The organism is Aeromonas sp. S16(2024) (assembly GCF_041403065.1).
GTDB lineage: Bacteria > Pseudomonadota > Gammaproteobacteria > Enterobacterales > Aeromonadaceae > Aeromonas.
Window position 1 is genome coordinate 66,987 of record NZ_JBGLQX010000013.1, and the last position, 14,012, is coordinate 80,998.

Here is a 14,012-nt window from a genome sequence, read left to right on the forward strand (position 1 = left end):
ATAAGTACCCACATCGGGATCAGCGTCTGCATCAGCGATTCAGTGACCGAACTGACCATGTTGCAGCCTCCTTTCAACGATCCGCAGGGCAAGGGACAGCGGCAGAAAGATCAGCACGCACATCAAGGTCAGCACCGCCAGCATCTCGTAGGTCTTGTAGTAGAGGGCGATGTAGTTCCTGGTGGTGTAGAGCAGCTCCGGCACCGCCACCGCCGAGGCCACAGTGGTCTCTTTGAGCAGGAAGATGAAATTGGCAAACAGCGCCGGCAGGCTGGCAAGCCAGGCCTGGGGCAGCTGCACGTGGCGCAGCAGTTGCCAGCGGGAGAGACCTATGGCCCGCCCCGCCTCCAGCTGGCTGGCGGGCACGGCCCCGATGCCCGCCCGCAGCGCCTCGGTGAGGTAGCCGCCGCCGAGGAAGGTCATGGCGATCACCGCCGTGGCAAAGCCCGACAGCGACAGGCCGAGCGCCGGCAGCCCGAAGTAGAGAAAGAACAGCTGGATCAGCAGCGGTGTGTTGCGGGACAGCTCCACATAGGCGCGGATCACTCGGGTCAGCCAGGGCCTGTGCAGGCCGAGCAGCGCCACATTGAGCAGGGCGACCGCAAGGGCGGTGAGGATCACCAGGGTGCCGAGCTGCAAGGTGACCCAGACCGACTTGCCAAAGGCCGGCAGGGTAGTGAGGACAAAGGACCAGTCGAAGCTCATGCGGGGATCCTCCCGTCACGGTGCAGCCGCTGGGGCACGACCGTGATTGCGTCCGGGTACTTGATGCCGGCGCCTGTGTTGAGCACCACCACCCGCTCGCCCCCCTGGATCCAGCCCGATTCCCGCAACTGGCGGGCGGCGGCGAAGGCGGCCGCCCCTTCCGGGCAGACGAAGCTGCCTTCGCGCGCGGCGAGCTGGCGGATCTCTGCCTGGATGGCTCTGTCGTCCACTGCTATGGCGCAGCCCTGGGTGCGATAGAGGGCATCCAGCACCAGAAAGTCCCCCAACGCCTTGGGCACATTGATGCCAAAGGCCAGGGTCTGGGAGTCGGGCCAGAAGCGCGACTCGTGCTCTCCCTGCTGCCAGGCCTGGACTATGGGGGCGCAGCCGCTCGCCTGTACCGCCACCAGCCGCGGCAGCGGCCCCTGCACCCAGCCAAGCTCCTGCAATTCCCGCAGCGCCTTGTAGATGCCGATGAGGCCGACCCCGCCGCCCGTGGGGTAGAGGATCACGTCCGGCAGGGTCCAGCCGAGCTGTTCGGCGATCTCCAGCCCCATGGTCTTCTTGCCCTCGATGCGATAGGGCTCCTTGAGGGTGGAGGCATCGAACAGCCCCTGCTCCGCCACCGCCTGGGCCACCTGGCGACCGGCGTCGCTGATGAGGCCGTCCACCAGATAGAGGCGGGAGCCGGCCAGAGAGGTCTCCAGCCTGGTGATGGCGGGGGCCGCCTGGGGCATGACTATGGTGCTGCGCAGCCCGGCGCGGGCGCCGTAAAGCGCCCAGGCCGCACCGGCGTTGCCGTTGGTGGGCATGGCGAAGTGGGTGACACCGAGCTCCCGGGCGCGGGAGACGCCGACCGCGGCGCCCCGGGCCTTGAAGGAGCCGGTGGGGATGACGCTCTCATCCTTTATCCAGAGATCCGGAATGCCGATCTGCTTGCCCAGAGCAGGCAGGGGCAGCAGCGGGGTGAAGCCTTCCCCCAGGGTGACCACCTGGGCGGGATCGCGCACCGGCAGCAGCTCGTGATAGCGCCACAGGCTGGCGGGGCGACCCAGCAGGGCGGCCGGGTGCCAGGCCTTCTTCAGGGCCTCGAGATCGTAGCTGGCTAGCAGTGGCGTGCCGACCCGGCTCAGTTGCTGGGGCTGGTCGGCATCATAGGTCTCGCCCGTCTTGCTGCAACGCAGATGTGAGAGGTAGCTGTACGGCATGGGTTATCCTGAGCGGGTCGCTGTGGTCAGTGGCTTATGCCATCCTGTGACCCAAGCGCCGGATAACAAACAAAATAAAGCGGCAAACCTAAGCGAAAAAATTCATATGACTCCGTCTTTGCCGGGGGCGCCGCCCGTCGCCACCGGCCGGGGGGTTGGGCCGTACGGCACTCTTTGTTACCCTGCCCGCTTCACCGAAATTGCAGGGAGCCGCCTCGATGCGAGCCATTGTCAGCCTGCTGGCCCTGTCACTGCTGTGTGCGTGCAGCAGCCAGTCAACCGAAGAGGATGCCATGTCAGGGAAAACGCGCCTTCACTACCCCGTCACCCGCCAGGGGGATCAGGTGGATCACTACTTCGGCCAGGCCGTGACCGATCCCTATCGCTGGCTGGAGGATGACCGCAGCCCCGAGACCGAGGCCTGGGTCAGGGCCCAGAACCGGGTAACTCAGGATTACCTTTCGCAGATCCCGTATCGGGCGGCCATCAAGGAGAGGCTCGCCTCATCCTGGAACTACGCCAAGGAGGGGGCGCCGTTTCGCGAGGGGCGCTACCACTACTTCTTCAAGAACGACGGCCTGCAGAACCAGAACGTGCTGTGGCGCCAGCTGCCGGGCAAGCCGGCGGAGGTGTTCCTCGATCCCAATACCCTCAGCCCCGACGGCACCACGGCGCTGGATCAGCTGAGCTTCTCCCGGGATGGCCGCATCCTGGCCTACTCCCTGTCGCTGGCCGGCAGCGACTGGCGCGAGATCCACCTGATGGACGTGGAGAGCAAGCAACCCCTGGAGACGCCCCTCAAGGACGTGAAGTTCAGCGGCATCAGCTGGCTCGGCAACGAGGGCTTCTTCTACTCGAGCTACGACAAGCCCGATGGCAGCGAGCTGTCGGCCAAGACAGATCAACACAAGCTCTATTTCCACCGGCTCGGCACGGCGCAGCAGGATGACCGGCTGGTGTTCGGCGCCATTCCGGCGCAAAAGCACCGCTATGTGGGGGCCAGCGTCACCGAGGATGACCGCTTCCTGCTCATCTCGGCGGCGAACTCCACCTCCGGCAACCGCCTCTATGTGAAGGATCTGAGCCGGGAGAGCGCACCGCTGCTGACGGTGCAGGGGGATCTGGAGGCGGACGTGAGCCTGGTGGACAACAAGGGCGGCACGCTCTACCTGCAGACCAATCGGGACGCCCCCAATGGCCGGCTGGTGAAGGTGGAGGCCGCCAACCCGGGCCCCGAACAGTGGCGCGACCTCATCCCCGAGCGTCAGCAGGTGCTGAGGGTGCACAGCGGCAGTGGCTACCTGTTCGCCGAGTACATGGTGGACGCCACCGCCCGGGTCGAGCAGTTCGACTACGAAGGCAAGCGGGTGCGCGAGGTGGCGCTGCCCGGCCTTGGCAGCGTCAGCGGCTTCAACGGCAAGCACGACGATCCCGCCCTCTACTTCGGCTTCGAGAACTATGCTCAGCCGCCCACCCTCTACCAGTTCGAGCCAAGGAGCGGGGCCATCAGCCTCTATCGCGCCTCGGCGGCGCCGTTCAAGCCAGAGGATTATGTCTCCGAGCAGCGCTTCTACCAGAGCAAGGACGGCACCCGGGTGCCGCTCATCATCAGCTACCGCAAGGGGCTGAAACTCGATGGCAGCAACCCGACCATCCTCTACGGCTATGGCGGCTTCGACGTGAGTCTGACCCCGAGCTTCAGCGTGTCGGTGGCGAACTGGCTGGATCTGGGGGGCGTCTATGCGGTGGCCAACCTGCGCGGGGGCGGCGAGTACGGCCAGGCCTGGCACATGGAGGGCACCAGGATGAACAAGCAGAACGTGTTCGACGACTTCATCGCGGCGGCCGAGTACCTCAAGGCCGAGGGCTACACCCGCACCGACCGGTTGGCGATCCGCGGTGGATCCAACGGCGGCCTGCTGGTGGGGGCGGTGATGACCCAGCGGCCGGATCTGGTGCGGGTCGCGCTGCCGGCGGTGGGGGTGCTCGACATGCTGCGCTACCACAGCTTCACCGCCGGGGCGGGCTGGGCTTACGACTATGGCACCAGCGCCGACGATGAGGCCATGTTCGCGTACCTGAAGGGCTACTCGCCCCTGCACCAGGTGCGGCCCGGGGTCAGCTACCCCTCGACCCTGGTGACCACGGCGGATCACGACGACCGTGTGGTGCCAGCCCACTCCTTCAAGTTCGCCGCCACCCTGCAGGCCGACAATGCGGGCCCCCATCCCCAGCTCATCCGCATCGAGACCAATGCGGGGCACGGGGCGGGCACGCCGGTGACCAAGCTTATCGAGCAGAGCGCGGACCTCTATGCCTTCACCCTCTACGAGATGGGCTACCGGCAACTGCCGACCATCCAGTAAGACCAGGGCCCTGCGGGGCCCTTTTCCGTGGTGGGACAGGCGGGCGCGACCATCCCTGTCTCGCCATTTGCCCGTTTTGGGGCCGGTACAGCCTGCGCCGCGCCCCCGGTGGTATAGTCAGCCACAGGATCTGCATTGAGGAGTTCGTCGTGAAGAAGATCATCTACATACTGCTGGGGTTGGCGCTGGCGGCCGTGGTGGCCATCGCCGCCCTGGTGTCTCTGGTTGACCCCAATCAGTTCAAGCCCCAGCTGGCGGAGCAGGTGCGCAAGAGCACGGGCCGCGAGCTGGTGATGGAGGGGGATATCGGCTGGCGCTTCTGGCCGAGCCTCGGCCTCTCTCTCGAGAAGGTGCAACTTCGCAACCCCGCGGGCTTTGCCGAGCCCGACCTGCTGCGCTTCGCGCAGGGTGACGCCTCTGTCGCCCTGCTGCCGCTGCTCTCCCATCGGCTGGAGATTGGCAAGGTGACCCTGAGCGGCGCCCATCTCTTTATCCAGACCAGGGCCGACGGCAGCTCCAACCTGAGCGGTCTGGTCAAGACAGCCACTTCCGACAAGGGCGATGGCGCTCAATCCCCTGCCGGCGATGGCCAGCCCGCCGCCCCTGCCGCCAGTGAAGAAAAACCCTGGCAGATCAGCCTGCAAGGGGTGGCATTGGTCGAGGCCAGCGCCCTGGTGCGGGACGATCGCAGCGGCGCCGTCTCCCGTCTCGATAGGCTGGATCTCGATCTGGGTCAGCTGACCCCGGGTGAGTGGGTGCCGGTGACCCTGGCCGCCAAGGGGGCGCAGGGGGATCTGGGGTTTGATCTCAAGGGAGAGGCCCAGCTCAAACCGGCCCAGGAGGCAATGAAGAGTGAGCTCAAGGATCTCAGCCTCAGCGGCAGCCTGAGCCAGCCATCGCAGCGGCTCGATGCCTTCACCCTCAAGGCCGATCGGCTGGCGCTGGGGCAGTGGAGCAGCCTGACCCTTAACCTGAGCGGCGCCCAGGGGGCGGCGGACAAGCCGACCCTGGCCGGTACCCTGGAGGGGACCTTCAAGGCGCGGCTCGACGAGAAGCGGCAACTGCTGGAGCTGTCGGATGCCGTGCTGGCCGCCAGGCTCAGCGGCGATGCCCTGCCGCGCCCGCAGATGAACCTCAAGCTGGCGGGCTTTGCCCGCGCGGAGCTCGACAAGCAGAGCGTCACCCTGAGCAACCTGGTGATGGGGGCGGATGACGCCCTGCTCAGCGGCAACGGCACTGTGCATCTGGGGGCCGTGCCCAGGGTGGAGTTCGACCTCAAGGGGGAAAAACTCGACCTCGACAGCTGGCTCGGTCAGGCTGCACCGGCCAAGACGCCCGCCGCGCCCGCTGCCCCTGCGAAAGGCGAAGGCAAGGGGACTTCCCCTGCGGCCAAGGCGCTCTCCACCATGGAGCCCGATCTCGCCGCCCTCAAGGCGGTGGACCTGTCCGGTCGGCTGCAACTGGGCAGCCTGAGGGTGAAGGGGCTGGATCTCAACGCCGTGGATCTGCAGCTCGCCCTGGCCGGTGGCCAGCTAACGCTCAAGCAATTCAGCGCCGGGGTGGCCGGTGGTCAGGTGACGGCGAGCGGCGTGCTCGATGCCCGTCAGCAACCCGCCCGCTATCAGGTGCACAAGCAGATACAAGGGGTGGATGTGCGGCCCCTGTTGCAGACCCTGGCCCAGAACGATCGACTGGAAGGCAAGGGGGATCTCGAGGTGCAGGTACAGGGCACTGGCCTGTCCGAGCAGGCCCTGCGCAGCCAGATGCAGGGCAAGCTGAGCCTCAGGCTGAGCGACGGTGCCCTGCACGGCATCAACCTGGCGGAGATGATCCGCGAGGCGCGGGCCGCCCTGACCGGCAAGGGGGCGGATCAGGTCAAGGAGGCGCGCAAGACCGACTTCAGCGCCCTGACCGCCAACTTCCAGATCGCCAATGGCGTGGCTCGCAGCGACGACATCCAGCTGCTCGCGCCCGCCCTGCGGGTGAAGGGCCAGGGCCAGACCGCTCTGGTGCCCGAGACCCTCGACTTCCTGTTCCTCACCTCTGTGGTGGAGAGCAGCAAGGGCCAGGGGGGCAAGAGCGTGGACGAGCTCAAGGACGTCACCATACCGGTGCGCATCGGCGGCCACTGGCAGGCCCCGAGCTACCGGCTCGACGTGAAGGAGCTGCTTAGCAACAACAAGGTGCTGGAGGAGAAGGCCCGCAAGGAGGCCGAGCGCGGCCTCAAGAAATTGCTGGGAGACAAGGCCGACGACGAGCAGATCAAGGGGGTGGCGGATCAGCTGCTCAAGGGATTGTTCAAATAACCCCGGCCCTGCGTCTTATCGCCATAAAGAGCCCGCCCAGTGCGGGCTCTTTGCTGCCTAACACAGGGGATGGGGCCAGGCGTTGCCCCCGAGGATGGGGTAATATCCGGGTCGAGACGAGAGACAAGGAACAGGGAGCGTCCATGAACAAGCAGGTGCTGATCACAGGTGGCAGCAGAGGGATAGGGGCGGCGACGGCCCGCTATCTGGCGGGGCAGGGGTATCACCTCTGCCTCAACTATCGCCATGACAGGGCCAGTGCCGAGGCGCTGGTGGCCGAGATCCGGGCCCGCCATCCGGTCTCCTGCATAGCGGTGCAGGCGGATGTCAGCGTGGAGACCGAGGTGGTGCGCCTGTTCGAGGAGATGGACGCGCGGCTCGGGGTGATCACCCATCTGGTGAACAACGCAGGCATACTCCAGCCCCAGATGAAGGTGCTGGAAATGAGCGCCGAGCGTATCAACAAGACCCTGACCACCAATGTGACCGGCTACTTCCTCTGCTGTCGGGAGGCGGTACGCCGCATGACGAGCGGGGGCGCCATCGTCAACGTCTCTTCGGCCGCCGCCCGCCTCGGCTCGGCGGGGGAGTATGTGGACTACGCCGCCTCCAAGGGGGCCATAGACGTGCTGACCAGGGGCTTGTCTCTGGAGGTGGCGGCCCAGGGGATCCGGGTCAACGGGGTGCGCCCGGGCTTTATCTATACCGAGATGCACGCAGACGGCGGCGAGCCCGGCCGGGTAGACAGGATCAAGGGCAATATTCCGCTGCAACGGGGCGGTCAGCCGGTGGAGGTGGCCGCCGCCATCGCCTGGCTGCTGTCGGAGGAAGCCTCCTATGCCACCGGCACCTTTATCGATCTGGCCGGGGGGCGCTAGGGGCGGAGTCACAGTCTCCCGACAGCAACAAGGGGCGCCATGGCGCCCCTTGATACTGATGCAACGAGAGACTTACTCCCCCAGCAGCTGTTGCCAGACCGCCAGCACATGGCCCCGCTCGGTCAGCAGCTGGTCGTCCCCCACCTTGCGGGAGATCTCCGAGAGGTTGAGGCGATGGCCCTGGTTGCGGATCTCCAGATAGGCGTGTTTCAGCCCCTCCGCCTGCTCCAGGGTCAATACCCCCGCCATCACGCACTCGTCGAAGATGCGCACATTGTCCGACCAGCGGGTCAGGGCCTCGGGCTCGCCACAGGCGTGGGCCAGCACCAGGTACTGGGCGATGAACTCTATGTCCACCATGCCGCCCGGGGACTGCTTGAGATCGAACTCCCCCTCGCCCGCCTTGAGCAGGTGAGCCCGCATCTTGTGGCGCATCTCGCGCACCTCGCGGGCCAGGGTAGGGAGGTCGCGCTCCTTGGCCAGCACGGCGCGGCGGATGCGGGCAAACTCCGCGATGACCCCCTCGTCCCCATAGATGGGGCGGGCCCGCACCAGGGCCTGGTGTTCCCAGGTCCAGGCCTCGTGCTGCTGGTACTGCTCATAGGCGGCGAGAGAGGAGACCAGCAGGCCGGCGTCGCCGGAGGGACGCAGCCGCATGTCGATCTCGTAGAGGATCCCCGAGGGGGTGCGGGTGCTGAACAGGTGCAGGATCCGCTGGGCCAGGCGCAGGTAGAACTGGCGGCTGTCGATGGGCTTGCGCCCGTCGGTGTAGCCGTTGGGGTCACCGCCGTGCAGGAAGACGAGATCGAGATCCGAGCCGTAGCCCAGCTCGATGCCGCCCAGCTTGCCATAGGCCACCACGGCGAAGCCGCGCTGGCCGCTCAGTGCCACCTCGGGGGGCACCCCGTAGCGCTCGCTCATCTGGGCCCAGGCCTGATTGACCACCTCTTCGGTGATGGCCTCCGCCAGCCAGGTGAGGTGGTCGCTCACCTTCATCAGCGGCAGGGCGCCGGCGATGTCGGCGGCGACGATGCGCAGCAACTGCACCTGCTTGAACTGGCGCAGCGCCTCCATCTGCTGCTCCACATCCTCTTCGGGGATGCGCAGCAGGAACTGGCGCAACTGGGGCTTGTACTGATCCAGCGGGGTGGGGTGGTAGAGGTGCTGGGGATCCAGCAGCTCGTCCAGCAGTATGGGGTAGCGGGCGAGCTGCTCGCTCACCAGGTTGCTCTCGTCGCACAGGCGCACCAGCTGGCGCAGGGCGGCGGGGTTCTCCGCCAGCAGTTGCAGGTAGGCGCTGCGGGTGAAGATGCGGGTCAGCAGGGTGCAGACCCGCTCGAACAGGCGGGCGGGCTCACGGCTCGCCACCACCAGTCGCAGCAACTCAGGCATCAGCCAGTCCAGGGCGATGCGCCCCTGGGGGCCGACCTGGCGGCGCTTGTACTCCTCCTTGAAGCGCAGCAGAGCGGCGCAAAGCGGCGCAGGCTCGGTTACCCCTTGTGCAGTCAGCAGTTGCTCCAGCTCGGCGGCGTCGAGCTCGGTGCGCCAGAGATCGAGCCAGAGCTGCTCCAGGTGGGCGGGGGCCTCTTTCTCTTCCCCCACCACGGCGACGAACTCCTGATGGACTATGGCCATCTCCTCGTCGAGGTGCGTCATGAAGGCGTCCCAGTCGGCGAAGCCGGTGGCGGCGATCAGCCGCTGGCGATCCCGCTCCTCGGTGGGCAGGGTCTGGGTCTGCTGATCCCCTATCTCCTGCAATATGTTCTCGACCCGGCGCAGGAAGCGATAAGCCTGGAGCAAGCGCGCGCAGCGCTCCTCATCGAGGGCGCCGCTCTGGGCGATGGCCGCCAGGGCTTCCGGCAGGTGGCGTACCCGCAGGGCGGGCTCGCGACCGCCACGGATAAGCTGCAACGCCTGGGCGATGAACTCCACCTCGCGGATGCCGCCGGCCCCCAGCTTGATGTTGCCCTCCAGCCCCTTGCGGCGTACCTCGGCGGCGATCATCGCCTTCATCTGGCGCAGACCGTCGATGACGCCAAAGTCGATGTAGCGGCGAAACACGAAGGGGCGCAACAACTCGGTGAGGGCCTGGGCGTGTTCGCACTGGGGCCCCAGCACCCGCGCCTTGACCATGGCGTAGCGCTCCCAGTTGCGGCCATGGTGCTGGTAGTAATCCTCCATGGCGGCAAAGGAGATGGCGAGCGGCCCCGCCTCGCCGAAGGGGCGCAGCCGCATGTCGACTCTAAACACCTGACCATCCTGGGTGGGCTGGTGCAGGGCGTTGATCAGGCGCTGGCCCAACTTGATGAAGAACTGCTGGTTGGCGAGTTCGCGCCGCCCGCCGACCGTGTAGCCGTTGTCGGGGAAGGTGAAGATAAGGTCGATGTCGGAGGAGAAGTTCAGCTCGCCGCCCCCCAGCTTGCCCATGCCGAGGATGAGCAGGGGCTGAGGGTCACCGTTGCCGTCCATGGGGGTGCCGAGCTCGGCGCACTGTCTGGCGTAGAGCCAGTCCCGGGCACCGCAGATCAGCGTGTCCGCGAGCCTGGTGAGATGGATGAAACTCTCTTCGACCTGGGCCTGACCCAGCAGCTCGCGCCAGGCGATCACCAGCATGCGGCTGCGTCTGAACTGGCGCAGCACCCGCTTGAGCGCCTCCTCGTCATGGACTTCGGCGAGCAGGGCCGCCAGATCGCCCTCGTAGGCAGGCCAGCGCTCGGACAGCGCCAGATCCCCGGAGGCCAGGGTCTGCGCCAGCAGCTCGGGCTGTTTGATGAGGGAGTCTGCGACGAAATCCGAGAGGCCAAACAGGGTCAGCAGGGTCTGCTGCTCCATCGCGGGCAAATTGCCATAGTCGGGGGCCAGCACCAGCAGCCGTTGCCACTGGCGCCCGGCCTGATCCTGCAGCAGGGGTGACAGGGTGGAGAGGGATGCCGGAGATGGGGGAAGAGAAGAGGAATGCTGGGCCACGGTTGCCGTCCTTGTGATTAACGGGTCTGCAGAGGGAATGAAAACACCGGCAGCCAATCTAGCATTGTCCCGCGCCTGCGTCACAGCCCGGGAGAGAGAAGCATGAGCCGGCGGGGAAAATGGGCCGCCGGCGCAGGCTCAGGGGCGCTGATAGATCTCGGGGTCGTATTTTTCCATCAGGCTGTCAGGGGCGCGGGGCGGCGCGAAGCCAAAGCCGGCATAGAGCCCCTGGGCATCCGAGGTGGCGAGGGAGAGGCGGCGCAGCCCCTGCAAGGTGGGATGGGCCAGGATGGCGGCCATCAGGGCCTTGCTGTGGCCCTGACCGCGATGGGCGGGCAGCACGAATACATCGGACAGATAGCCGAAGGTGGCCCGGTCGGTGATGACCCGTGCGAAGGCCACCTGCTGGCCGTCGACATAGCCGCCGAAGCAGAGCGAATGATTGATGGCCCGCTGCACCGTGGAGAGGGGAATGCCGAGGCTCCAGTAGGCCTCCTCGGACAGGAAACGGTGAATGAGGGGGACATCGAGCCGTCCCTTGTCGTCGCTGATCTCCAGTGGGGATTGTGTGTGCTGCATCCTGGCTCCTTGCCGTGACATGAATGAGAAAGGCCCCTCGCGGGGCCCTCCAGTTTACTCAAATCGCGGTCTCAGGCCAGCTTGAAGGCCTGGATATGTGTATCCAGCGTCTGGCTGTGGTGCTCCACCAGTTCGGAGGCATCTTTCAGCTCCCGCAGCACCACCACTGAGCCTTCCACCACCTGTTTGACCTGCTCCAGGTTGGCGTTCATCTCTTCGGCGACCGAGCTCTGCTGCTCGGAGGCGGCGGCGATCTGGCGGTTCATGTCGGCCACTCCCTGTACCCGCTGCACTATGGTGGCGAGCTGATCGCCTGCCTGGGTCACCTGCGCCACCCCCTTGTCCGCCTGCTGCACGCTCTCGGCCATCAGGCCGACGGCCTGGCGGGCATTGCCCTGCAGCAGCTCTATCATCTTCTGGATCTCGACGGTGGCGGCCTGGGCCCGGTTCGCGAGTTCGCGCACCTCGGAGGCGACCACGGCGAAGCCGCGTCCCGCCTCGCCGGCGCGGGCGGCCTCGATGGCGGCGTTCAGGGCCAGCAGGTTGGTCTGCTCCGAGATGCTGCGGATGGTGTCCACCACTGAGCCGATGCGATCGACCCCGTGCTCCACCTCGTTGACCACGGCGGAGGAGCGCTGGATGTTGCCGGAGAGGGTGTCTATGGTGCTGACGGTGGCGGCCACGCAGCGACTGCCTTCCTCGGCCAGGGCGCTGGCATCGGCAGTGGCGTGGGAGGCCTGCTCCGCATGGTTGGCCACCTCGCGAATGGCGCCCACCATCTGGCTCATGGCGCTGGCGAGCTGCTCTATCTGGGTGAACTCCTCGTTGATCGCCTCGTTGGCCTCATCCATGCAAAGCGTCACCTGGGAGGCGATGTCGTTGAGCTCCTTGCAGGCGGCGCGCTGGGTGCCGAACACCTCCTTGAGGTTCTCCTGGGAGTGGGCGACCGCCTTGGCGATGTCACCGAACTCGTCCCGGGACTTGAGCAGCACGCTGTGGCTGAGATCCTTGCGGGCGAAGCGCTCCAGCAGGCCTACCAGGTAGTGCACCTGTTTGACCATGAGCCGGGAGCCGGTCAGCAGCAGCACCACGAAGACGACCCCCATCAGCGCCGTCTCCATCAGACCTGTCCAGATCAGGCGATCGGCAATGGCATTGGCCTTGGTGGCATCTATGCCCTCGCCGAGCAGGGTGGCTTCGAGGTTGCTGGCATCGAACCAGAGCTTGGCCAGCAAGAGCAGCGTGCTGAACACCATGAGCAGCACCACCTTGGGTACCAGTCGGATGTTGCTCATTCGCCTCTCCAGCGAGTTTAACTGCATAACCTTTCTCCTTCTTAATGGCCGGTTTTCCTTTGTCCTCAGGACTATCGGCATTATCTTCCGTTTTATTAATTCGCACTGTGCCTAAAGTAGGAAAATGTATGCGACATCACTCTTCTGGCCTGAGATCCATGGATCTGCTCATGGCCCTGCTCTCCATCATCTCGGTGGTACTGGTGGGACTCCGCTGGCTGGGGGCTCGCCACTTCACTCCCGAGACGCTCTCCCTCTTTTATGATCTGGACAGCTTGATCTGTTACATCTTCCTCGCCCACTTCACCTATGGTTGGTTCCGTGCCAGCGACAAGCGAACCTTCCTCAAGGCGAACTGGTTCTATCTGCCGGGCAGCCTGCCCATGGTGGAGCAGTTGCGCTGGGCCCGGCTGATCCAGCTCTACAGGGTAATCCAGCTACTGCGCAGCAACCCCAGTCTGCTGGCCATAGTGCGAAGGGAACGAAATGAGACCCGCCTGGCCGGCATACTGCTGCTTTTCTTCCTGCAGATAGGAGTGGGCACGGCACTCATCTACTGGGTCGAGGGAGGCCAACCCGGCAGCCAGATCCACAACACCTATGACGCCTTCTGGTGGACCCTGGTGACGCTCTCCACCATTGGTTACGGGGATATAGTGCCGCAAACCGAGGAGGGGCGTTTCGTCGCCAGCCTGCTGATCATCTTCGGAGTCGGTCTGTTCAGCGCCCTGAGCGGTTTCATGGCTAGTCTGTTTCTGCAACCCCACAAGGGGGATGGGGAGACCGACAAGTGGCGCCATCAATACAACGCCCAGCAGGAGCAGTTGCTGCAGGAGCTGAAGGCCCTGCGCGCCGAGGTGAAGGCATTGCAACAGAAGTAGCCTGCGGCGTCTGGAATGGTCGCGTGGCAAACCGGAGAAGCCGTGAGACGCCTCTCAGTCAGGGGGGCGCCGCTTTTCTTTGCTTGTCCTTTGACCCGCTGGCGGCTTAACATTCGGCCTGCAACCTAATTCAACGAAGAGAATCGATCGACCATGCGCGCCCTTCTCGGGATCTTGATCTGCTTGTGTGCCCAACAGGTACTGGCCGATACCCGTTATGTCTCAGACAACATCTTTACCTATATCCACAACGGTCCTGGCACCCAGTACCGGATCCTCGGCAGCGTCAAGGCCGGTGAACCGCTGGAGGTCAAGGCGGTGAACAACGACGCCGGTTTCACCCAGGTGGTGGACGGCCGTGGTCGTGAAGGCTGGATCAAGAACAGCGAACTGCAGGCGGAGATCAGCCTGCGCGAGCGTCTGCCCCAGGTTCAGAAAGAGCTGGATGAGGCCAAGGCCCGCCTGCTGAACCTCAATGGCGACAACGAGCGTCGCTTTACCGAGAAGGATGGCCAGATCACCGAGCAGAGCAAGGAGATCGCCAGCCTGAAGGCCCAGCTCGCCAGCCAGAGTACAGAGATGAGCAGCCTCAAGGAGCAGAACGACGCCCTGACCCAGAGCTATGACAACCAGGAGCACGACATGCAGATGGACTGGTTCATCCGCGGTGGTGCCATGGTGTTGGGTGGCATACTGCTCGGCATACTGCTCCCCATGCTGCCTCGTCGTCGCAAGAGCAGCGAGCGCTGGATGAATTGATCGCCCGGGCGATCGCCAAGAGAAAGGTCGCCACGGCGACCTTTTTTCATGGGCGCGCACCGGGGCGG

Annotated in this window: 10 protein-coding genes; 5 read left to right on the plus strand and 5 right to left on the minus strand. The window is 65.4% G+C overall.

The features are described 5' to 3' along the window. Positions 1–39: 39 nt before the first annotated feature. A complete protein-coding gene (locus tag ACB030_RS11615) occupies positions 40–705 on the minus strand; it encodes an amino acid ABC transporter permease (protein ID WP_371159908.1) in 666 nt (221 codons plus the stop codon). Further along, on the minus strand, positions 702–1,913 hold the full coding sequence (locus tag ACB030_RS11620) for a threonine synthase (protein ID WP_371159910.1): 1,212 nt from the start codon (positions 1,911–1,913) through the stop codon (positions 702–704). The genes ACB030_RS11615 and ACB030_RS11620 overlap by 4 nt, the downstream gene beginning before the upstream one ends. 218 nt (positions 1,914–2,131) lie before the next feature. Here ACB030_RS11620 and ACB030_RS11625 point away from each other — a divergent pair, with 218 nt between their 5' ends. The 3 genes from ACB030_RS11625 (at position 2,132) to ACB030_RS11635 (ending at position 7,463) form a co-directional block, all read left to right on the plus strand. Continuing rightward, a complete protein-coding gene (locus ACB030_RS11625) occupies positions 2,132–4,279 on the plus strand; it encodes a prolyl oligopeptidase family protein (RefSeq protein ID WP_371159912.1) in 2,148 nt (715 codons plus the stop codon). A 149-nt stretch (positions 4,280–4,428) separates the two neighbouring features. Continuing rightward, positions 4,429–6,585, plus strand: coding sequence for an AsmA family protein (locus ACB030_RS11630; protein WP_371159914.1), 2,157 nt, complete (start codon positions 4,429–4,431; stop codon positions 6,583–6,585). Between the two features lie 143 nt (positions 6,586–6,728). Then, positions 6,729–7,463 (plus strand): SDR family oxidoreductase, encoded by a 735-nt coding sequence (locus ACB030_RS11635; RefSeq protein ID WP_371159916.1) that lies wholly within the window; start codon positions 6,729–6,731, stop codon positions 7,461–7,463. 72 nt (positions 7,464–7,535) lie between these two features. Here the strand turns inward: ACB030_RS11635 and glnE are convergent, their stop codons facing one another. The 3 genes from glnE to ACB030_RS11650 all read right to left on the minus strand — a co-directional run bounded on the left by glnE (position 7,536) and on the right by ACB030_RS11650 (position 12,331). Beyond that, on the minus strand, positions 7,536–10,430 hold the full coding sequence (gene glnE, locus ACB030_RS11640) for a bifunctional [glutamate--ammonia ligase]-adenylyl-L-tyrosine phosphorylase/[glutamate--ammonia-ligase] adenylyltransferase (protein ID WP_371159918.1): 2,895 nt from the start codon (positions 10,428–10,430) through the stop codon (positions 7,536–7,538). A gap of 138 nt (positions 10,431–10,568) precedes the next feature. Further along, positions 10,569–11,009 (minus strand): GNAT family N-acetyltransferase, encoded by a 441-nt coding sequence (locus ACB030_RS11645; protein ID WP_371159920.1) that lies wholly within the window; start codon positions 11,007–11,009, stop codon positions 10,569–10,571. 71 nt (positions 11,010–11,080) lie between these two features. Beyond that, positions 11,081–12,331, minus strand: coding sequence for a methyl-accepting chemotaxis protein (locus ACB030_RS11650; RefSeq protein WP_371159922.1), 1,251 nt, complete (start codon positions 12,329–12,331; stop codon positions 11,081–11,083). Positions 12,332–12,432: 101 nt separating this feature from the next. Here ACB030_RS11650 and ACB030_RS11655 point away from each other — a divergent pair, with 101 nt between their 5' ends. Further along, entirely contained in the window at positions 12,433–13,185 is a 753-nt protein-coding gene (locus ACB030_RS11655; RefSeq protein ID WP_371159924.1) for a potassium channel family protein, read from the plus strand. A gap of 153 nt (positions 13,186–13,338) precedes the next feature. After that, positions 13,339–13,944 (plus strand): TIGR04211 family SH3 domain-containing protein, encoded by a 606-nt coding sequence (locus ACB030_RS11660; RefSeq protein ID WP_205642471.1) that lies wholly within the window; start codon positions 13,339–13,341, stop codon positions 13,942–13,944. The last annotated feature ends 68 nt before the right edge of the window (positions 13,945–14,012 follow it).